Raw genomic sequence first — 19,151 nt, 5'->3', positions numbered from 1 at the left:
AGGCCGATCGCAACGCCTTGAAGACGCCGCCTTTCGGCAGCATGCAGATCGCATAAAGGAGATTTAGATGAGTCACTCCGATACCTTCCTCTCCGGCCTGACGGTAACGCGCCGCGACCTTCTCGGCGCCTTTGCCGTCGCTGCGATAGCGAGCGCCATTCCCCTTGGTGCTTATGCGCAGGCGGCAGCTCCCGCCTCCGGCACGGCGCAGGCGATCGCCGATCATTTTTCCGGCGTCACGACGATGCAGGGCGAATTCGTGCAGTTCGGCCCGCGCGGCGAACAGACCGGCGGCAAGTTCTTCATCCAGCGCCCCGGCAAGCTGCGCTTCAACTATGACGATCCGTCGCCGATGCGGGTGATCGCCGATGGCAAGAACGTCGCCATCGGCAATATGAAGCTCAAAACCTGGGATCTCTATCCGCTGTCCAAGACCCCGCTCAGCCTGCTCCTCGCGCAGCATATCGATCTGTCGGCGGGCATGGTGAAGGGCGTGAAGGAAGAGTCTGACCTGACGACGATCGCGCTCGGCAACAATACGGTGTTTGGAAACTCGACCATTACCATGATGTTCGACCCGAAGACTTACGACTTGCGTCAGTGGACGATCACCGACAATCAGGGCAAGGACACCTCGGTGATGATCTTCAATGTCAAAACCGGCATGCAGTTCGAGGATCGCGTCTTCCGCGTGCCCTATGAGACCATTCCAGGCACGCCGCAGTCGCGCGACTGAGAGCTTTTCGGTTGATCGCCGGCCGCTTTTACCAGATCCGGATGTTTTCAGGCCGATTGGCTTGAAAACATCCGGATCTCAATCAACGATTTGAGCATGATGTCGTCCGAAAACCGCTCACACTTTTCGGCATCATGCTCGTGGCTGGTTCCCTCGCGTCCGCCTTTGTTTTAAAGCCCTTCATGAAAGCGCGTCGCGTCGAGCTGCGGTTCGGCCGGCATGCAGGCATTGGACGCGAGAGGGTATGGGGCATGGGTTTTTCGATCACCACCTGGAACATCAATTCGGTGCGGCTGCGCATGCCGATCGTCGAGCAGCTCGTTCTCAAGCACAGGCCCGATATTCTCTGCCTGCAGGAAACCAAGGTGACGAACGACCTGTTTCCGGCGGCACCGCTCAGGGCTTTGGGCTACACTCACATCATCATCCATGGCCAGAAGGGTTATCATGGCGTGGCGATCGCCTCGCGCATTCCGTTGACCGAGGATCACCGGCAGGATTATTGCGGCGTCGGCGATGCGCGTCACATCTCGGCGATCTTCGAGCGCGGCAATCGTCGGGTTCGGCTGCATAATTTCTATGTCCCGGCCGGCGGCGACGAGCCGGATCGCACGATCAATCCGAAATTCGGCCACAAGCTCGATTTCATCGAAGAGATGAAGCTGCTGAAAGCCAATGGCGAGGCCAACACTTCAGCCATCCTCGTCGGTGACCTCAACATCGCGCCGCTGGAGCATGACGTCTGGTCGCACAAGCAGCTTTTGAAGATCGTCAGCCATACGCCTGTCGAAACCGAGGGGCTGCTCGAGGTGATGAAGCGCGGCGCCTGGCTCGATCTGATGCGCCAGCATGTGCCTGCCAGCGAGAAACTCTACACCTGGTGGAGCTACCGCGCCAAGGATTGGGAGGCCGCCGATCGCGGCCGCCGTCTCGACCATATCTGGTCGTCGTCGGATCTCGGGCCGCATCTCAAGCGAATCGAGATCCTGAAGGAGGCACGCGGCTGGGACCGGCCCTCCGACCACGTACCGGTGACGGCGCATTTCGATTTCTAGGGCGATTCGGTTCAGCTTTTCGTAAAGCGCAGAAGCGCTCTAGCGGGGATCAGTTGAAGCGATAGAATTGGCTTGCGGCCTTTGCCGCGAGTTCGGCGAGATTGTCGCGGATGCGGTTCTCGATCAGTCGGGCTGCGTCCGGATATTCTTCGATCAGCCGGTGGAAGAGGGCGCGGGTGATACGGATGATGCTGGTGTCCTCGCGCGCTACCGCGGTGAACTTGCGCTCCACCAGCGTCACCAGCGCCAGCTCGGAAACCAGGGTTCCGGGACCGGCGATCCCCTCCGTCCTCTGCATGCCGTCGCTGCTCGTCGCGCTCAGCTCCAGGCTGCCGCCGAGGATGACATAGGCGCTCTCGGCGGGCGAACCCTGGCGAAACAGCATCTGGCCGGCAGCGATCATGCGCCGGTCGGCGCCAAAGGCGATCAACCGCAGCTGATCCTCGTTCATGTCCTTGAACAGAGGAAGCTGCGCGAGCATGTGGATGTCGTCGGTCAGCGCCATGCGGGCTTTTCGCCTTAGAGCAATTCCAGCAGAAGTGCGTCGCAGTCTGCGTTCGGAATTGCATGAAAACAAAGAGATAGGCATTTCCGTGATTCGGAGAAAAACGGAACTGCTCTAGGGTATGATCTTGTAGCCGCCGTTTTCCGTGACGAGGATTTCGGCATTGGAGGGATCTCGCTCGATCTTCTGGCGCAGGCGATAAACGTGGGTTTCCAGAGTATGCGTCGTTACGCCGGAATTATAGCCCCAGACCTCTTCGAGCAGCACGTCGCGGGTGACGACCTTCTGTTCGGCGCGGTAGAGATAGCGGATGATCGCCGCTTCCTTTTCCGTCAGTCGGATCTTCTGGCCGTTATCGGTGGTCAGGAGCTTCTGGCTGGGCTTGAAGAGGTAAGGGCCGACGGTAAAGGTCGCGTCCTCGCTCTGCTCATGCTGGCGCAGCTGCACGCGGATGCGGGCGAGCAGCACGGCGAAGCGGAAGGGCTTGGTGACATAGTCGTTGGCGCCGGCTTCGAGGCCGAGGATCGTGTCGGAATCGGTATCGTGGCCAGTCAGCATGATGATCGGCGCCTTGAAACCGCCCTTGCGCAGCAGCTTCACTGCCTCGCGGCCGTCCATATCGGGCAGGCCGACATCCATGATCAGCAGGTCGATCGGCGTCGCGCGGGCGGTCGCGACACCTTTGCCGGCGTTGGCTTCCTGCAGAGCCGTGAATTCCTCATACAGCGACAATTGCTCCGTCAGCGTCTGCCGAAGGTCATCGTCGTCATCCACCAGAAGAATGGTGCGTGCGGTCATGCCGTTTGCGTCCTCATGTTAAGTCCCCTAGTCCTACGCCAAATTCCTGGTTTGGCAAGGATCGGGCAGCGGGCTGTTGCCGGGTCGGTTTCGATATGATTTCAATCGAAGCCCCAGACAAGGCACGACATGCGAGAAAAATGGAAAAAGCAAGGCAGAGGCGGGGTATGACGCCGTCGACGATGGTGGTGCGTGCTGCGCCGGGGCGCAAGAACCGGGCGATCGTCCGGCTCGGCGCCATCACCGTGCCCGCTGCGATCGGCCGCTCCGGCCGCACAGTGATGAAACGCGAAGGCGACGGCGCCACGCCGATCGCCTCGATGAGGTTGATATCAGGCTTCCGGCGCGGCGAGCGGAATGGCCGGCTCGTCACTCCGCTTTCCATCCACCGCATCCGCCCCGACATGCTCTGGTGCGATCAGTCCGACAGTGCCAGCTACAACCGCCTCGTCCGGGCGCCGTTTTGCGCAAGTCATGAGGAAATGCGGCGCAGCGACGGGCTCTACGATATCTGCCTGGTGATGGACTGGAACATCTCCTCGCGTGCGCGCAATCGCGGCTCGGCGATCTTCTTCCATCTCATCAGGCCGGGCTACGAGCCGACGGCGGGCTGCGTGGCGGTAAGCCTGCGCGACATGCGCCGCCTGCTGCCTCACCTTCGAAAGGGAACGATTGTCCGCGTCGTCTGATTGTCTTCCGGATGCGGTCGCCTATATGCTGTCGGTGACCGAACGCTCCGGCTGAAATGCGTTCAGGGACGTCCGCAAGAGCGGGCGCAATTCATGCCTCGTCCAATTCTTCAAACTCCCGGAGATATATTGTGACCGCTCAACCTATCATCACTTTCCATGACGGACATTCCATTCCGCAAGTCGGCCTCGGCGTCTGGCAGACGCCGCAGGATATTGCCGCTCCCACCGTGCGCACGGCGATCGCCGCCGGTTATCGTCACATCGATACGGCTTCCGGCTACGACAACGAAGAGGGTGTGGGCGAAGGCATCCGCTCTTCCGGCCTCGACCGCAAAGACATCTTCGTCACCACCAAACTCAGGAATACCGATCAAGGCTATGACAATACGATGCGCGCCTTCGACGGCAGCCTGAAGAAGCTCGGTTCCGAGTACGTCGACCTCTACCTCATTCACTGGCCGTCGCCGCATCGCGGCCTCTATACAGAGACCTGGAAGGCTTTCGCCCGCATCCGGGAAGAGGGTCGTGCCCGTTCGATCGGCGTGTCGAATTTCAATCCCGAACATCTCGAGCGTATCATCGGCGAGACCGGCGTCGTTCCCGTCATCAACCAGATCGAGCTGCATCCCGATTTCCAGCAGAAGGTGGCGCAGGAGGCTCACAAGAAGCTTGGTATCGCCACCGAATCCTGGAGCCCGCTCGGCCAGGGCAAGTTCATCTCGAACGCGGTGATCGGCGAGATCGCCAAAAAACATCGGAAGACGCCGGCTCAGGTCATCATTCGCTGGCACATCGACACCGGCCTCGTCGTCATCCCGAAATCGGTGACGCCGTTGCGTATCGAGGAGAATTTCCAGGTGTTCGACTTCAAGCTCGATACCGATGATATGGCCGCGATCGCCAAGCTCGACAGCGCCGGTGCCCGCATGGGACCGGATCCGATAACGGCGACCTTCTGATCGTCGTCTCAATCATTGCCAAGGCAATCAACGGCCGCCTCGGGAGAGATTACCCGCGGCGGCCTTTGTATGACGGGCCTGCCGCTTCAATAATTACATTTGGACGAGCCGTTGGTCGGGGTAAAACCGAAGTTGCAGGCGTTGTTCAGGCGCTGCGGACGCCCGATCGAACCGGTATAATCGTCCGAAGCGAAGGCGCGCGAGGGATACCAATAGCCATTCGAGCTCTTGATATAGCCGGGCCGGGCGCTGCTATAGCCACGATAGCCATTGAGAGACGATGCCTTGTTTTGCGCGACCTGTTGCCACAAGCTGGAAGAGATCGTGATCGGCGGTGCTGCCGGATGGATCGGCGCAGCCGCGGCGGCATCGATCGATGCCAGCGATACGAACAGGCCCAGGATGGTTTGCGGCAGGCGTCCTGCCATTTTCTGTCTCATGGCTATTCTCCCAGATCACACAACGCGGAACTTTGCTCCTGCATAATTCCTTAAATCGGAATCGATTTAAGGATGAAATTATGCAGCAATCCAAAGTGTTACAGCGTCCTTTGCGCGTCTGAAAAGACGCGCGCGCTGTAGCGCCGCCAGGCCAATGATCGCCGAAACCGGCAATGGACGCCCGAAAGCGTGTCTGTCGAAAGTCGCGCGAGATGCGTCTGAAAGCGCCATCTCGATGAAGCCACAGGCACCCTCCGATGTCGATTGCCCGAACGGGTGAAATCGAGAACGCGGGTCATTCACTGACGAGCCCATGGGAGCATTATCCACCAGGTGCCGAAGGCACGGGGTGCCATAAATGCGAAGCCCACCGATGCGCAGGGGCATGGGTGGGCTTTTGATTGTCATCCGTTTCGACGGATCAGTTCCACTCGCGGATATCGACGAAGTGCCCGGCGATCGCGGCTGCAGCGGCCATTGCCGGCGAGACGAGGTGCGTGCGGCCCTTGAAGCCCTGACGGCCCTCGAAGTTGCGGTTTGAGGTCGAAGCGCAGCGTTCGCCCGGCTTCAGACGGTCGTCGTTCATCGCAAGGCACATGGAGCAGCCCGGTTCGCGCCAGTCGAAACCGGCGGCCTTGAAGATCTTGTCGAGGCCTTCGGCTTCCGCCTGTTCCTTGACGAGGCCGGAGCCCGGCACGATCATCGCGTCGACGGTTGAGGCAACCGTCTTGCCTTCGACGACCTTGGCGACTTCGCGCAGATCTTCGATGCGGCCGTTGGTGCAGGAGCCGATGAAGACGCGGTCGAGCGTGATGTCGGTCATCTTCGTGCCCGGCTTCAGGCCCATATAGTCGAGCGCGCGCCACTTGGAGGTGCGCTTGGTTTCGTCCTGGATGTCATCGGGGTTCGGAACGATGCCCTGGACGGAGATGACATCCTCGGGCGAGGAGCCCCAGGAAACGATCGGCGGCAGGCTGGCGGCGTCGAGGACGACGACGCGGTCGTAATGAGCGCCCTCGTCGGTTTGCAGCGTCTTCCAGTAGGCGATCGCCTGTTCCAGCGCCTCGCCCTTCGGCGCGCGCGGCTTGCCCTTGATGTATTCGAAGGTCTTTTCGTCCGGGGCGATCAGGCCGGCGCGGGCGCCGCCCTCGATCGTCATGTTGCAGACGGTCATGCGGCCTTCCATCGACAGCGCGCGGATCGCTTCACCGGCAAATTCGATGACGTGGCCGGTGCCGCCGGCCGTGCCGATCTCGCCGATGATGGCAAGGATGATGTCCTTGGCGGTGACGTGCGGCGGAAGCAGGCCGTCGACCCGCACCAGCATGTTCTTGGCCTTCTTCTGGATCAGCGTCTGGGTCGCCAGCACATGCTCGACCTCGGAGGTGCCGATTCCGTGCGCCAGCGCCCCGAAGGCGCCATGCGTCGAGGTGTGGCTGTCGCCGCAGACGATGGTCATGCCGGGCAGGGTGAAGCCCTGTTCCGGACCGACGATGTGGACGATGCCCTGGCGCTTGTCGCTTGCCGAATAATATTCGACGCCGAATTCGGCGGCGTTGGTGGCCAGCGCTTCCACCTGGATGCGGCTTTCCTCGTTCTTGATGCCGAGATGGCGGTCGGGCGAGGTCGGAACGTTATGGTCGACGACGGCGAGCGTCTTTTCCGGTGCGCGAACCTTGCGGCCGGTCATGCGCAGGCCTTCGAACGCCTGCGGCGAGGTGACTTCGTGGACCAGGTGGCGGTCGATGTAGAGAAGACAGGTGCCGTCCGGCTGTTCGTCGACCAGATGATCGTCCCAGATCTTGTCGTAGAGGGTACGCGGTGCGCTCATGGCGTTAAGTCCGTTTTTCTGAAGCTTTTGGAAAATCGAGAAATGGCAGATCAGGCTCCGCCGGCCGTCATTCGATCAACGAAGTCGGCTGTTGAGCGCACCGGATACACACGCAAAAAACCGCGCCGGCAGGCGATAATGGTCCTGCAGCACGAAAATATGCGCCCCAATGCATCTGAACTTGGATTCCATGGCCTGCATATACCAACTTTCCGCCGCCTGGGCAATGTTCTGCCAAAAGCCCTATGGGGTCAGCAAAAAGCGGTTATAAGGTCGAATATCCCTTGGGTGAAGCCGCTGCTCAATTCCAGCTACAGCTCAGTTCGTCTTGAAAGCAACTATAGCCGACATTGCCCGCCAAGCAGCGTAGGAGTGATCGATAAGATCCCGGGCCTAAGGTACGGCAGTAGCCAAATGATTTTTCTGAGACGATTGCCCAGTGCTCAGCGAGCTTCTTCTTTGCGTCAGCTTCATCCTGAAGGCACTTGTTAGTCTCGACATTCTTTTCATCGGCGTTCAGCATCTTTGAGGTTAGCCGGACACAGAACGAGCCGTCATATTCAGGCAACTCTGCCGCTTGCAGAGAATTCGATGTTGCAACAACGGGTACCAAAAGTAGCGACGCGACCGAAAATTCCAAGAGTGATATTCTCATAGCGTTTTTCCGCGACAGGTCAGCTTTCCCGAATACCATTTTTCGCCGACAGCCAGCGACAGACAGCCCATAAGCTGCTGATATGATTTCGTTTCGTTCTTGGTTCCCTTGTATTTCATACAGATTTTCATGTCATCGTCGGTGACCAGGGACCAATGTTTCTGCAATTGCTCCTTGAAGCGATTTTCGAAATTATTGCATTGCATATAGGCAAGGAAACGCTGGGCGGGCTTGATCGGATGTTGCGATACTTCTTCACAGTAACCCTGGAAGACGGGTAGTTCGGCAGCCTTGGTCGAAAATGATATCGTGCTGATAAGAACAAAGACCGCCAAGAAAAGGGAGATGGGCGCTGTCATTCAAAAATGCTCCAAGATTTTTGCAACCTAAAAATTGCTCTTGGGGAAATGCAAGTAAAAAGTTGATGCATTCACCGCGACTTCATCCATTTCTCCGTCCGCCGGAGCGCCAGCGACAGGCCGATCGTCAGGATCAGATAGATATAGGTGACGATCGAATAGGTCTCGAAGAAGCGGAAGGAGCCGGCGGCATAGACCTTGCCCATCTGGGTGATGTCGGCGACGCCGAGCACGGAGACGAGCGAGCTGTCCTTCACCATCGAGACGAAATCGTTGGAGAGCGGCGGGAAGATCACCCGGATCGCCTGCGGGAACACGACGGAGCGAAAGCGCCGGTAGCGCGACAGGCCAAGCGCCTTGGCCGCCTCGATCTGGCCGAGATCGACCGACTGGAAACCGGCCCGGAAGATTTCGGCGATGAAGGAGGAATAACCGACCGTCAGCGCGATGATCGCTCGCCACATCAGCGACAGGTCGCGCACCAGGATGGGCTCGGCCATGCCGGATGTCACCAGCGGCGAAATCAGGAAATTATAGGCTGCGACCAGAGCCGGCGCGCCGACGAAGGCGACGTAGAACAGCAGCACGAGGATCGGTATGCCGCGGATGATCTCGATGTAGAATCGCGCAATCTGACGCAGCACCTGGCTGTCGGCCATGCCGAGCAGGCAGATGCCGAGGCCGAGCACGGTGGCGAGCACGAAGGCGACCAGCGTGACGAAGACGGTGACGCCGACACCGTTGACGACGGTGCGGAAGACCTGGGCGTATATATCGTTGGCGACGATGACGACGGCAAGGACGATGCCGATCGTGACGAGGGCGACCAGCCACCAGGGATAGTCGTCCTTGACGTGTCTGTCGGGCGATGGTCGCAAGGCCATCAGCGGCTGCTCGGCGTCATTCGCCCATCTTGTAGTCGAGGAACCACTTCTTGTTCAGCCCATCCAGCGTGCCGTCGGCCTTGAGTGCGGCGATGGCGGCATTGACAGGGGCGACGAGGTCGGACCCTTTCGGGAAAATGAAGCCGAAATCTTCGGTGCCGAGCGGTTCGCCGATCAGCTTCAGGGCGCCGTTCGAGGCATCGACATAACCCTTGCCGGCGGTGCCGTCGGTCAGCACGACGTCGACATCGCCGGCCTTCAAGGCCTGGACGGTGGCGCCGAAGGTTTCGAAGAGCTTGATACGCGGGTTCTGCTCGTTGCCATCAAGCACTTCATAAACGGCGGTGTAGAAGGGCGTGGTGCCGGGCTGCGCGCCGACCAGGCCGTCCTTGAATTCGCCGAAGGACTTGGCATCGGTGAAGCGCTTCTCGTCGCCACGCACCAGCATGAACTGCTGCGAGCGCATATAGGGATCGGAGAAATCCACCTTCTGCTTGCGGTCTTCCTTGATGGTGATGCCGGTCATGCCGATGTTGTACTGGCCGTCGGAAACTGCCTGGATCATCGCGTCCCAGCTGGTGTTCTGGTATTCGACCTTGAAATTCAGCCGCTTGGCGATCTCGTTCATCGCATCATATTCCCAGCCGATCGCCTTGCCGGATTTCGGATCGACGAATTGCAGCGGCGGATAGGCATTCTCGGTGACGACGACGACGCTCTTGCCGCCGAGATCGGGCAGCTCGGCCGCCGATGCGGCGAGGGGTAGAAGAGCAAGGGCGGCGAAGCTCGCAAGAACGGTACGACGAAACAACATTGAACGGTTCCCCAAATTGAACGGCAAAAACTGTCACGGAAGATAGGCCCGAGGCAAGGCCGCCCACTGCGTGCTCACGCAAAAAATAGAAAAGGCGACCCGAAGGCCGCCTTTCCAAGCAAAGAATTTTGCGTGGCGCAGATCTTATTCTGCTGCCGGTTCCGCTGCAGCGGCGGCTGCTTCTGCGGCGGCCTTTTCAGCAGCGGCCTTGGCTTCCGCAGCTTCTGCTGCTGCCCTCTCGGCGGCGAGCGCCTGGGCTGCTGCAACCTTTTCAGCTTCGATGCGTGCCTTTTCCTCGGCAATGGCGGCGCGCTCGGCGTCGTTGAGCTTGCGGGCGCGGACGCCGGTGTCTTCAACAATACGGGCAGACTTGCCGCGACGGTCGCGCAGGTAATAGAGCTTGGCGCGACGGACCTTACCGCGGCGAACGACGTCGACGCTCTCGATCATCGGCGAGTAGATCGGGAATACGCGCTCGACGCCTTCGCCGTAGGAGATCTTGCGGACCGTGAAGTTTTCCTGCAGGCCGCCGCCGGAGCGGGCGATGCAGACGCCTTCATAGGCCTGAACGCGGGTACGGGTGCCTTCCGTGACCTTCACGTTGACGCGGACGGTGTCGCCCGGGGAAAATTCGGGGAGCGTGCGCTTGGCTTCGATCTTGGCGGCCTGTTCGGCCTCAAGCTGCTGAATGATGTTCATCGTCTTAACCTTTGGTTCTTCTGAAACAGCCAGAGCGCTCGACACTGATCCTTCGGAACTGGCCTCGGGACTTTGCCCGTCAGGGCGGGAGCGGATTCGCCATTCTTTGTTTGCTGGCAGACGGGGATAAACCCCATTTCCGCGTGCGCCAATACACGAAAGACCAGGGCTTGTCATCCCTTGGACGGCATTTTTGTGAAAAGGGCTGCAAAATCAGCCGTTTTTCTCACTTTACAGCGCCGATCGTCTTTTCAGACGCACAAAGGACGCTGTAGCATTTGAATCTACGCATCGCGCTTTCCGATATTCGATCCCGATTTCGGGGCCGATGCGCCAGCCTTTTCCAGCAGATCCGGCCGCCGCTCCCGCGTCAGCCGCACCGCTTCCTGATGCCGCCATTTTTCGATGGCGCCGTGGTTGCCCGAGGTGAGGATCGCGGGGATCTCCCGCCCTTCCCATTCCTGCGGCCGGGTATAATGCGGATGTTCCAGCAGTCCGCCTTCGAAGCTTTCGTGCAGGCCGGAAAGATCGTTGCCCATGACACCGGGCAGGATGCGGATAATCGCATCGAGCACGATCAGCGCCGCCGGCTCGCCGCCTGATAGGACGTAGTCGCCGATCGAGACCTCTTGCAGTCCGCGCGCCTCGATCACCCGCTGGTCGACGCCCTCGAAGCGGCCGCAGACGATGATGACGCCGTCACCCGCCGCGAGCTCGCGCACACGCTCCTGCGTCAGCGGCCGGCCGCGCGGGCTCATCAGCAGCCGCGGGCGGGTATCGTTTTCTGAGGCGCTGTCGATCGCACGCGCAAGAACGTCGGCCTTCAGCACCATGCCGGCGCCGCCGCCGGCCGGGGTGTCGTCGACGGTGCGGTGTCTGTCGGTGGCGAAGTCGCGGATCTGCACCGTGTCCAGCGACCATTTGCCCCGCTCCATCGCCTTGCCGGCCAGCGAGAAGCCCAGATGCCCCGGAAACATTTCCGGATAAAGTGTCAGCACGCTCGCCCGGAAAGCCATTACTTCTTCTTTTTCGGCTTGTCGGGAGTGAATTTCGAAAGCTCTTCGGGATCTTCGACCAGCCCCGCCGCCAGCGGATCGATCAGTAGCGTGCCGGCCTCGAGGTCGATCTCCAGCACCGAGGCTTCCGAGAAGGGGATCAGCACCGGGCGTTTGCCCGGACCTTTGAGTTCCAGCAGGTCGCCGGCGCCGAAATCGAACACGCCGGTGACGGTGCCATAACTGACACCCTTGTCGTCGCGAGCCTCGAGCCCTTCGAGATCGGCATAGTAGAACTCGTCGTCCTCCAGCTCCTCGTCCGGCAGGTTGTCCCGCTCGATATAGAGTTCAAGCCCGTTCAGGGCCTCGGCGGCATTGCGGTCGTTGACGCCGCGGAAACGGACGACGACGACATTCTTCATCTCGCGGATTTCGAGGACTTCGAAGCTGCGGCCATCCATGCTGTGCAGATGCCCGTAATCGCCAAGCGCGCCGGGATCGGCCGTATAGGCCTTGGCGCGCACCTCGCCCCGGAGGCCTTGCGCGCCACCGATCGTCGCCATCAGAACGGGGTTTTCAAGCTTGGTCATGGGTTCCTTCATGTGAAGCCGAAAGACAGGTTTCTCATAAACGAAGTGCGTGCGATTGGAAACGAAAACGGGCGGCATGTCGCCATGCCGCCCGCTCGAAGGGAATGTCGCGATTATTCCGCAGCGTCTGCAGCAGCAGCGGCGGCGTCGGTGACCTTCTGAGCCTTTTCGGCGGCGCGTTCCTGGGCGCGCTTGCCGGGCTTTGCCTTGACCGGGTTGTTCTTGACTTCGCGCTTGGCAACGCCGGCCTCATCGAGGAAGCGCAGAACACGGTCGGTCGGCTGAGCGCCGTGTTCGATCCAGTGCTTGATGCGCTCGGCGTTCAGCTGAACGCGCTTCTCGTCGTCCTTGGCAAGCATCGGGTTCCAGGAACCGAGGTTTTCGAGGAAGCGGCCGTCACGCGGGCTGCGCGCATCGGCGAGAACGACGTGGTAGTACGGGCGCTTCTTGGAACCACCGCGGGCGAGACGAATTTTCAGTGCCATGTTCTTTACTCCTTGGGCTTTTCTTGACCGCTTTCTTGAGCGGTACGGGTTATCGGGCTGCAGCGCTCTGTTCAGCGTGATCCGCAGCGATCTGCTCATGATGCCGGATGACTTCCTTGATGACGAAGTTCAGGAACTTCTCAGCGAAATCCGGGTCCAGATTGGCGGCTTTCGCCAGCTGGCGAAGGCGTTCGATCTGGTATTCCTCGCGCGCCGGGTCGGCCGGCGGCAAATTGTATTTGGCCTTCAGCACGCCGACCTCTTTGGTGCAGCGGAAGCGTTCGGCCAGCATGTGCACGAGAGCGGCATCGATATTGTCGATCGACTGACGATAGCTCGCGAGCTGGGATTTGACGTTTGGATCAATCATGGGGCAAGCGATCCTTTCACTTCTTCTTCGGCAATCCGGGCAATCCCGGGAAACCACCGCCAAGGCCCGGCAGCTTGGCGCCGCCGAGGCCCGACAAACCACCCGGCATACCGCCGAGACCGGGCATGCCCCCACCCGGTTTTCCAAGCCCCGCCGCTTCCGCCTGCTTCTGCAAGGCCTCGAGCTGTCGGGGATCGATATTCGAGAGATCGGGCATGCCGCCACCCATGCCGCCGCCGAGCCCCATCTTGCCGGCAAGGCCGCCCATCATCTGCTTCATCATGCCGCCTTTGCCCTTGCCGCCCATCATCTTCATCATGTCCGCCATCTGGCGGTGCATCTTCAGAAGCTTGTTGATGGCGGCGGCATCGGTGCCGGAACCGGCGGCGATGCGCTTCTTGCGCGAATGCTTGAGCAGGTCGGGATTGGTACGCTCGGCCTTGGTCATCGACTGGATGATGGCGATCTGGCGGCCGAAAAGCTTGTCGTCGAGGCCGGCTGCGGCCATCTTGTCCTTCATGCCGGCCATGCCGGGCATCATGCCCATGATGCCGCCCATGCCGCCCATCTTCTGCATCTGACGCAGCTGGTCGGCGAGATCGTCGAGGTCGAACTTGCCCTTGGCCATCTTGGCGGCCATGGCGGCCGCCTTCTCGGCGTCGATGTTCTCCGCCGCGCGCTCGACGAGCGAGACGATGTCGCCCATGCCGAGAATACGGTCGGCAATGCGGCGAGGATGGAATTCCTCCAGCTCGCTCATCTTCTCGCCGACGCCGATCAGCTTGATCGGCTTGCCGGTGACGGCGCGCATCGAAAGGGCGGCACCGCCGCGGCCATCGCCGTCCATGCGGGTCAGCACCAGACCGGTGATGCCGACGCGTTCGTCGAAACTGCGGGCGAGGTTGACGGCGTCCTGGCCGGTGAGGCTATCGGCGACCAGCAGAATTTCATGCGGGTTCGACCGCTTCTTGATGTCTGCCATCTCGACCATCAAGGGCTCGTCGATATGCGTACGGCCGGCGGTATCGAGGATGACGACATCATGGCCGCCGAGCTTCGCCGCCTGCACGGCGCGGGCGGCGATATCGGTCGGCGACTGGCCTGATATAACAGGCAGCGTGTCGATATTGGCCTGCGCGCCGAGCTGGCGAAGCTGTTCCTGGGCTGCCGGACGGCGCGTGTCGAGCGATGCCATCAGCACCTTCTTCTTCTCGCGCGTTGTCAGTCGATGGGCGATCTTCGCCGATGTCGTCGTCTTGCCGGAACCCTGCAGGCCGACCATCATGATGACGACAGGGGCAGCGGCATGAAGGTCGACGCCAACGCCTTCGCCGCCCAGCATCTCGATCAGTTCGTCATGCACGATCTTGACGACCATCTGGCCGGGCTTGATCGACTTCAGGATCTCGGCGCCGACGGCCTTTTCACGCACGCGGTCGGTGAAGGAACGCACGACGTCGAGCGCGACGTCGGCCTCCAGCAACGCACGGCGAACCTCGCGCAACGCTGCGGAAACATCGGCTTCCGAAAGCGCGCCACGGCCTGTCAGTCCATTCAGAATGGATCCAAGTCGGTCCTGGAGGTTTTCAAACATCGGCTCTTCCTTGATACGTTTCGGGCGGGTTCTTACCTGCCCGGAAACGTCGTGCTTTTCCTTGACGAAAACAAGACGCAAAGCCAAAAAGCACCCGAGGGCGCATCGCGCTGTCGGGTGTTGACCTCCGGGATCTTAAGGTCCCGGTCGGCGGCTCGGAGTCATGTGGCTCGTCGCGGATTGGGCGCGATAAACAGGAAAGCCGCGCGAAAGTCAAGGCAATGCGGACAAATGACCGCATGACCGACTTCTTAGAAGCCGTGTGACGAGAGGCCGATGGCGCCTCATCCAACGGTTGCAGCAAAAGTACATACGCAAACAAAGCGACGTATTGGCTTGCGCAATCCGCCAGGGTTTCAGGTTTTGCCGATAAATATTGCCACTCCGGCGGCCGAATTCGCTGTCAACGCCAGTTGCAAATTATTCTGCTTATGATTCTACTTTCTACTTAAGTGCGTCCTGTAAAATGATTCGTGAATATCCTTGATGCCGAATGAATCGGCGGAGATATCGAATGTTAAATGCTGATATTGAGAGCTGGGCGCTGGCGCGGGCCCATCATATTGTCCTGAACGAAGGCCTGAATCTTGCAAAGGCGGCACAGGATCTGGATCGCAAGCGGTCCCGCTCGCTGGTCTACGAGCTGAGAAAAGTCATCACCGCAGCGATTGTTGAAGCCCATGCTGCATCCTTCGATCCCGACGGTGCACAGCGGTAAAAGCCGAACTGCTGCCTCGAAGGGGTCGGCGGGCCGCAACGTCTGCCCGGCACTCACCCACTGGTAATTCCTTCGCATTTCCGCCATATACACCGGAAAGACAGACGGAATGATACCCATGAGCGCAACGGTCGAATTCGCGAGGATGAACGGGCTTGGCAACAAGATCCTGGTCGTCGACATGCGCGGCCGGCCGGACAAGGTGACGCCGGCGGCGGCGGTGGCGCTCAATGCCGATCCGCAGACTGAGTTCGATCAGATCATGGCGATCCATGATCCGAAGGCCGAAGGCACCGATGCCTTCATCGATATCCTGAATTCCGATGGCTCGAAGGCGCAGGCCTGCGGCAACGGCACGCGCTGCGTCGTGCAGGCGCTTGCCGCCGAGACCGGCAGGAAGGCCTTCACCTTCCAGACGGTTGCCGGCATCCTCAACGCCGTCGAGCACGAGGACGGGACGATCTCCGTCGATATGGGCCGGCCGGTCTTCGATTGGGACAGGATCCCGCTGGCGGAAGAATTCCACGACACCAGCCGCATCGAGTTGCAGATCGGTCCGATCGACAAGCCGGTGCTGCATTCGCCTTCGGCAATGTCGATGGGCAATCCGCATGCGATCTTCTGGGTGGACAGGGACGTGATGTCCTATGATCTCGCCCGCTTCGGACCGTTGCTCGAAAACCATCCGATGTTTCCCGAGCGCGCCAATATCACGCTGGCGCAAGTGACGTCGCCGACATCGGTGACGACGCGCACCTGGGAGCGCGGCGCGGGACTGACGCTTGCCTGCGGCTCGGCTGCCTGTTCTGCTGCCGTCAGTGCTGCGCGCACCGGCCGCACCGGCCGCAAGGTGACGATCAATGTGGCAAGCGCCAAGCCGCCGGCCACGCTTTCCATCGAATGGCGCGAGCGCGACGATCATGTCATCATGACCGGCCCGGCCGAATGGGAATGGTCGGGCAGGGTCGATCCTTCGACCGGTCTCTGGTCGCGCGAGGGTACCCGAGAGGCGGAGGCGCAGTGAGCGGCATCGAGGTCATTACCTTCGGCTGCCGCCTCAACACATATGAATCCGAAGTGATGAAGGCGCAGGCTGAGAAGGCCGGGCTCAACAACGCCATCCTGGTCAACACCTGTGCCGTGACCGGCGAGGCCGTGCGCCAGGCCCGCCAGGCGATCCGCCGGGCACGGCGTGACAATCCGCATGCCCGCATCATCGTCACCGGCTGCGCCGCGCAGACGGAAAAGCAAACCTTCGCCGCGATGGCAGAGGTCGATGCCGTGCTCGGCAACGAGGAAAAGCTGACGACCGCTTCTTATCGCGGCCTGCCGGACTTCGGCGTTTCGGCCGAAGAGAAACTTCGCGTCAACGACATCATGAGCGTCAAGGCGACGGCGCCGCAGATGGTCAGGCACATCGACGGCCATGTGCGTGCCTTCATCCAGGTGCAGAATGGTTGCGACCATCGCTGCACCTTCTGCATCATTCCCTATGGCCGCGGCAATTCCCGCTCGGTGCCGATGGGAGCCGTCGTCGATCAAGCCCGCAAACTGGTCGACGGCGGTTATCGCGAGATCGTGCTGACCGGGGTCGATGCCACCAGCTATGGCTGCGATCTGCCCGGTGCCCCGACGCTCGGGCTTTTGGCCAAGACGCTGCTGAAACAGATCCCTGATATCCGCCGCCTGCGGCTTTCCTCGATCGACAGCATCGAAGCCGATGCCCATCTGATGGATCTCATCGCCGACGAGCCCCGTTTCATGCCGCATTTGCATCTGTCGCTGCAGCATGGCGACGACATGATCCTGAAACGCATGAAGCGCCGGCATTTACGCGCCGATGCGTTGCGTTTCATCGAGGATGCGCGCCGCCTCCGCCCCGAGATGAGCTTCGGCGCCGATATGATTGCCGGCTTTCCCACCGAAACCGAAGAGATGTTCGACAATGCCGTGCGATTGGCGGAAGAAGCCAATATCGCTCATCTGCATGTCTTCCCCTATAGTCTGCGTCCGGGCACGCCGGCCGCCCGCATGCCGCAGCTCGACCGGTCGCTGGTCAAGGATCGTGCCGCAAAGCTACGCGCCGCTGGACATAGGCTGCATCAATCCCATCTCGATCGGATGATCGGAACCCGGCAATGGCTGCTTGTTGAAAACAACGGCCTGGCGCATACGGAGAACTTCACGCTGGTCGCAGCCCCCGGCCTTCGTCCCGGCGAACTTGTGCCGGTCACGATCACCGGCCACAATGGCAAGCATCTCGACATGCAATTGACGGCCGCAGCAGCGGCCTGACTTTCACGGAATCCCCATGGCGCTCAGTTTCATCAAAAAGGTCTTCACCTTCGGCAAGCCGGCTGAAGAACCTGTGCCTGCGGCCGTGGAAAGGGAGCTGGAGCCGCGTTCGCGCGACGAAGATCTGCCGGTTGCCGACGATCCGGTGCTGGCCGAGGAAATGGATACGGCCGGCGGACCGGCTGCCGATATTGACGAGGGCGGGGTCGAAGCAGCGGTTGCTGAAGATGATGTCGAATCCTCAATCCTGCCCGCCGCCGACCAGCTGAACGACATGGGTGTCGTGCCGCTCTCATTGCTGGAAGCCGAGGCAGCAGCGGAGGCGGAGGCGGAAGCTGAAATCCAGGCGGTCGCCGAACCCGTTGCGGAAATACCCGCTTCTGTCCCTCTGGAACATCTCCCGCACGAGGCGGCAGATCCTGTGGAGACCGGAGCGCTCGAACAGCCGGCTGACCTCGAAGAGATCGTCGAAAAGCTTCCGGAAGAGGTTCCGGCTGAGCCGGAAGAGATTCCGACTGAGGATGATGCAGGGCTGGATTCGCCCTCCCAGCCAATCTCCCCACCTGTGGGGGAGATGCCCGGCAGGGCGGAGGGGGATAGCCCCGCGGCAGAACCGGAGATTGGCTCTCCCATCCTCCCCAGAGGCTTTGCCACCGGCCCGAAGGTCGTCGAGCCGGAGCCCGTTGTCCTGCAGCCAAAACTCAGCTGGTTCCAGCGCCTGCGCAATGGCCTTGCACGCACCTCTTCGCAGCTGACCGGCCAGATCACCGCGCTCTTCACCAAGCGCAAGCTCGATGACGAGACGCTGCAGGATCTCGAGGACCTGCTGATCCAGGCCGATCTTGGTGTCGAGACCGCCATGCGCGTCACCGACACGCTCGCCTCTGAGCGCTATGGCAAGGATGTCACCGGCGAGGATGTCAGCCGGATCATGGCGTCCGAAATCGCCAAGGTCCTGAAGCCGGTCGCCAAGCCGCTGCAGCTCGACCTCTCGCACAAGCCGCATGTCATTCTCGTCGTCGGCGTCAACGGCACGGGCAAGACCACGACGATCGGCAAGCTTGCGGCAAAGCTTTCCGGCGCCGGGCTGAAGGTGATGCTGGCCGCCGGCGATACGTTCCGTGCGGCGGCGATCGAGCAGCTGAAAATCTGGGCCGACCGGACGAATTCCGAATTCATCGGCACCAAACTCGGCGCCGATGCCGCCGGCCTTGCCTATGATGCCTTCGAACAGGCGAAGGCGAAAAAATGCGACGTGCTGATCGTCGATACCGCCGGCCGCCTGCAGAACAAGGCAGAGCTGATGGCCGAGCTCGAGAAGATCGTGCGCGTGCTCGGCAAACTCGATCCCGATGCGCCGCATACTGTGCTGCAGACGCTCGATGCCACGACCGGGCAGAACGCGCTCAGCCAGGTCGAGATCTTCCGCAACGTCGCCGGCGTCAACGGGTTGATCATGACCAAGCTCGACGGCACGGCGCGCGGCGGCATTCTTGTTGCCATCTCTGCCAAGCACAAGCTGCCGGTCTATTTCATCGGCGTCGGCGAGGGCGTCGAGGATCTGGAGCCGTTCGAGGCCGAGGATTTTGCCCACGCCATTGCCGGACTTGGGCAATGATGCCACAGATATGCCGCCAAAAGCCTGCAGGCCAAGGCCGCGACAGGTTTCCAGGAAAA

Annotated in this window: 22 protein-coding genes; 8 read left to right on the top strand and 14 right to left on the bottom strand. The window is 60.8% G+C overall.

What is annotated here, in order from left to right; all coding sequences use genetic code 11:
- The first annotated feature begins 67 nt into the window (after positions 1-67).
- Both AC2444_RS20680 and AC2444_RS20675 read left to right on the top strand, forming a co-directional pair.
- A complete protein-coding gene (locus AC2444_RS20680; protein WP_012759384.1) occupies positions 68-736 on the top strand; it encodes an outer membrane lipoprotein carrier protein LolA in 669 nt (222 codons plus the stop codon).
- A 251-nt stretch (positions 737-987) separates the two neighbouring features.
- Positions 988-1,791 (top strand): exodeoxyribonuclease III, encoded by an 804-nt coding sequence (locus AC2444_RS20675; RefSeq protein WP_012759383.1) that lies wholly within the window; start codon positions 988-990, stop codon positions 1,789-1,791.
- Positions 1,792-1,840: 49 nt separating this feature from the next.
- Here AC2444_RS20675 and AC2444_RS20670 read toward each other — a convergent pair whose 3' ends face one another.
- Positions 1,841-2,296, bottom strand: a complete 456-nt coding sequence (locus AC2444_RS20670) for a cyclic nucleotide-binding domain-containing protein (RefSeq protein ID WP_012759382.1) — start codon at positions 2,294-2,296, stop codon at positions 1,841-1,843.
- 114 nt (positions 2,297-2,410) lie between these two features.
- Positions 2,411-3,094, bottom strand: a complete 684-nt coding sequence (locus tag AC2444_RS20665; protein ID WP_012759381.1) for a response regulator transcription factor — start codon at positions 3,092-3,094, stop codon at positions 2,411-2,413.
- Between the two features lie 167 nt (positions 3,095-3,261).
- Here AC2444_RS20665 and AC2444_RS20660 point away from each other — a divergent pair, with 167 nt between their 5' ends.
- Both AC2444_RS20660 and AC2444_RS20655 read left to right on the top strand, forming a co-directional pair.
- Positions 3,262-3,783, top strand: a complete 522-nt coding sequence (locus AC2444_RS20660; RefSeq protein ID WP_012759380.1) for a L,D-transpeptidase family protein — start codon at positions 3,262-3,264, stop codon at positions 3,781-3,783.
- 131 nt (positions 3,784-3,914) lie between these two features.
- Positions 3,915-4,745 (top strand): aldo/keto reductase, encoded by an 831-nt coding sequence (locus AC2444_RS20655; protein ID WP_012759379.1) that lies wholly within the window; start codon positions 3,915-3,917, stop codon positions 4,743-4,745.
- An 86-nt stretch (positions 4,746-4,831) separates the two neighbouring features.
- Here AC2444_RS20655 and AC2444_RS20650 read toward each other — a convergent pair whose 3' ends face one another.
- The 12 genes from AC2444_RS20650 to ffh all read right to left on the bottom strand — a co-directional run bounded on the left by AC2444_RS20650 (position 4,832) and on the right by ffh (position 14,461).
- A complete protein-coding gene (locus AC2444_RS20650; protein WP_128448907.1) occupies positions 4,832-5,185 on the bottom strand; it encodes a cell surface protein in 354 nt (117 codons plus the stop codon).
- Positions 5,186-5,606: 421 nt separating this feature from the next.
- Positions 5,607-7,016, bottom strand: a complete 1,410-nt coding sequence (leuC, locus tag AC2444_RS20645; protein ID WP_003543674.1) for a 3-isopropylmalate dehydratase large subunit — start codon at positions 7,014-7,016, stop codon at positions 5,607-5,609.
- A gap of 301 nt (positions 7,017-7,317) precedes the next feature.
- Positions 7,318-7,671 (bottom strand): hypothetical protein, encoded by a 354-nt coding sequence (locus AC2444_RS20640; protein ID WP_012759377.1) that lies wholly within the window; start codon positions 7,669-7,671, stop codon positions 7,318-7,320.
- Entirely contained in the window at positions 7,668-8,030 is a 363-nt protein-coding gene (locus tag AC2444_RS20635) for a hypothetical protein (protein ID WP_012759376.1), read from the bottom strand. The genes AC2444_RS20640 and AC2444_RS20635 overlap by 4 nt, the downstream gene beginning before the upstream one ends.
- A gap of 71 nt (positions 8,031-8,101) precedes the next feature.
- Positions 8,102-8,914 carry an amino acid ABC transporter permease gene (locus tag AC2444_RS20630; RefSeq protein ID WP_012759375.1) on the bottom strand — a complete coding sequence of 271 codons (813 nt, stop codon included), beginning with the start codon at positions 8,912-8,914 and terminating at the stop codon, positions 8,102-8,104.
- Between the two features lie 16 nt (positions 8,915-8,930).
- Positions 8,931-9,728: a basic amino acid ABC transporter substrate-binding protein gene (locus AC2444_RS20625; protein ID WP_011653909.1), complete on the bottom strand. Its 798-nt coding sequence runs from the start codon at positions 9,726-9,728 to the stop codon at positions 8,931-8,933.
- A gap of 144 nt (positions 9,729-9,872) precedes the next feature.
- Positions 9,873-10,427, bottom strand: coding sequence for a 50S ribosomal protein L19 (gene rplS / locus AC2444_RS20620; RefSeq protein ID WP_012759374.1), 555 nt, complete (start codon positions 10,425-10,427; stop codon positions 9,873-9,875).
- A gap of 284 nt (positions 10,428-10,711) precedes the next feature.
- A complete protein-coding gene (gene trmD / locus AC2444_RS20615; protein ID WP_012759373.1) occupies positions 10,712-11,443 on the bottom strand; it encodes a tRNA (guanosine(37)-N1)-methyltransferase TrmD in 732 nt (243 codons plus the stop codon).
- Positions 11,443-12,012, bottom strand: coding sequence for a ribosome maturation factor RimM (gene rimM, locus AC2444_RS20610; protein WP_012759372.1), 570 nt, complete (start codon positions 12,010-12,012; stop codon positions 11,443-11,445). Before rimM ends, trmD begins: the two co-directional genes overlap by 1 nt.
- 113 nt (positions 12,013-12,125) lie before the next feature.
- Positions 12,126-12,497 carry a 30S ribosomal protein S16 gene (rpsP, locus tag AC2444_RS20605; protein ID WP_012759371.1) on the bottom strand — a complete coding sequence of 124 codons (372 nt, stop codon included), beginning with the start codon at positions 12,495-12,497 and terminating at the stop codon, positions 12,126-12,128.
- Between the two features lie 49 nt (positions 12,498-12,546).
- Entirely contained in the window at positions 12,547-12,867 is a 321-nt protein-coding gene (locus AC2444_RS20600) for a chorismate mutase (RefSeq protein WP_012759370.1), read from the bottom strand.
- Positions 12,868-12,883: 16 nt separating this feature from the next.
- Positions 12,884-14,461 (bottom strand): signal recognition particle protein, encoded by a 1,578-nt coding sequence (gene ffh, locus AC2444_RS20595; protein ID WP_012759369.1) that lies wholly within the window; start codon positions 14,459-14,461, stop codon positions 12,884-12,886.
- Between the two features lie 493 nt (positions 14,462-14,954).
- Between ffh and AC2444_RS20590 the strand changes: the two genes are divergently transcribed.
- The 4 genes from AC2444_RS20590 (at position 14,955) to ftsY (ending at position 19,092) form a co-directional block, all read left to right on the top strand.
- Complete coding sequence (locus AC2444_RS20590; RefSeq protein ID WP_017962453.1) at positions 14,955-15,179, top strand: hypothetical protein; 225 nt, start codon at positions 14,955-14,957, stop codon at positions 15,177-15,179.
- 118 nt (positions 15,180-15,297) lie between these two features.
- Entirely contained in the window at positions 15,298-16,203 is a 906-nt protein-coding gene (gene dapF, locus AC2444_RS20585) for a diaminopimelate epimerase (RefSeq protein ID WP_012759367.1), read from the top strand.
- A complete protein-coding gene (gene mtaB / locus AC2444_RS20580; RefSeq protein WP_012759366.1) occupies positions 16,200-17,474 on the top strand; it encodes a tRNA (N(6)-L-threonylcarbamoyladenosine(37)-C(2))-methylthiotransferase MtaB in 1,275 nt (424 codons plus the stop codon). The genes dapF and mtaB overlap by 4 nt, the downstream gene beginning before the upstream one ends.
- A gap of 16 nt (positions 17,475-17,490) precedes the next feature.
- The gene (gene ftsY, locus AC2444_RS20575) at positions 17,491-19,092 is read left to right on the top strand and encodes a signal recognition particle-docking protein FtsY (RefSeq protein ID WP_012759365.1); all 1,602 of its coding nucleotides are present in this window, start codon (positions 17,491-17,493) and stop codon (positions 19,090-19,092) included.
- Positions 19,093-19,151: the final 59 nt, after the last annotated feature.

It is taken from the genome of Rhizobium sp. WSM1328, assembly GCF_057653715.1.
The sequence above is the reverse complement of the archived record's forward strand: the minus strand, read 5'-3'. Positions and strand labels throughout refer to the sequence as shown.

Bases quoted from the DNA above. Each gene is read 5' to 3' on its own strand.
- AC2444_RS20680 (WP_012759384.1), top strand. From the start codon at position 68: ATGAGTCACTCCGATACCTTCCTCTCCGGCCTGACGGTAACGCGCCGC.
- AC2444_RS20675 (WP_012759383.1), top strand. From the start codon at position 988: ATGGGTTTTTCGATCACCACCTGGAACATCAATTCGGTGCGGCTGCGC.
- AC2444_RS20670 (WP_012759382.1), bottom strand. From the start codon at position 2,296: ATGGCGCTGACCGACGACATCCACATGCTCGCGCAGCTTCCTCTGTTC.
- AC2444_RS20665 (WP_012759381.1), bottom strand. From the start codon at position 3,094: ATGACCGCACGCACCATTCTTCTGGTGGATGACGACGATGACCTTCGG.
- AC2444_RS20660 (WP_012759380.1), top strand. From the start codon at position 3,262: ATGACGCCGTCGACGATGGTGGTGCGTGCTGCGCCGGGGCGCAAGAAC.
- AC2444_RS20650 (WP_128448907.1), bottom strand. From the start codon at position 5,185: ATGAGACAGAAAATGGCAGGACGCCTGCCGCAAACCATCCTGGGCCTG.
- leuC (WP_003543674.1), bottom strand. From the start codon at position 7,016: ATGAGCGCACCGCGTACCCTCTACGACAAGATCTGGGACGATCATCTG.
- AC2444_RS20640 (WP_012759377.1), bottom strand. From the start codon at position 7,671: ATGAGAATATCACTCTTGGAATTTTCGGTCGCGTCGCTACTTTTGGTA.
- AC2444_RS20635 (WP_012759376.1), bottom strand. From the start codon at position 8,030: ATGACAGCGCCCATCTCCCTTTTCTTGGCGGTCTTTGTTCTTATCAGC.
- AC2444_RS20630 (WP_012759375.1), bottom strand. From the start codon at position 8,914: ATGGCCTTGCGACCATCGCCCGACAGACACGTCAAGGACGACTATCCC.
- AC2444_RS20625 (WP_011653909.1), bottom strand. From the start codon at position 9,728: ATGTTGTTTCGTCGTACCGTTCTTGCGAGCTTCGCCGCCCTTGCTCTT.
- rplS (WP_012759374.1), bottom strand. From the start codon at position 10,427: ATGAACATCATTCAGCAGCTTGAGGCCGAACAGGCCGCCAAGATCGAA.
- trmD (WP_012759373.1), bottom strand. From the start codon at position 11,443: ATGGCTTTCCGGGCGAGCGTGCTGACACTTTATCCGGAAATGTTTCCG.
- rimM (WP_012759372.1), bottom strand. From the start codon at position 12,012: ATGACCAAGCTTGAAAACCCCGTTCTGATGGCGACGATCGGTGGCGCG.
- rpsP (WP_012759371.1), bottom strand. From the start codon at position 12,497: ATGGCACTGAAAATTCGTCTCGCCCGCGGTGGTTCCAAGAAGCGCCCG.
- AC2444_RS20600 (WP_012759370.1), bottom strand. From the start codon at position 12,867: ATGATTGATCCAAACGTCAAATCCCAGCTCGCGAGCTATCGTCAGTCG.
- ffh (WP_012759369.1), bottom strand. From the start codon at position 14,461: ATGTTTGAAAACCTCCAGGACCGACTTGGATCCATTCTGAATGGACTG.
- AC2444_RS20590 (WP_017962453.1), top strand. From the start codon at position 14,955: ATGAATCGGCGGAGATATCGAATGTTAAATGCTGATATTGAGAGCTGG.
- dapF (WP_012759367.1), top strand. From the start codon at position 15,298: ATGAGCGCAACGGTCGAATTCGCGAGGATGAACGGGCTTGGCAACAAG.
- ftsY (WP_012759365.1), top strand. From the start codon at position 17,491: ATGGCGCTCAGTTTCATCAAAAAGGTCTTCACCTTCGGCAAGCCGGCT.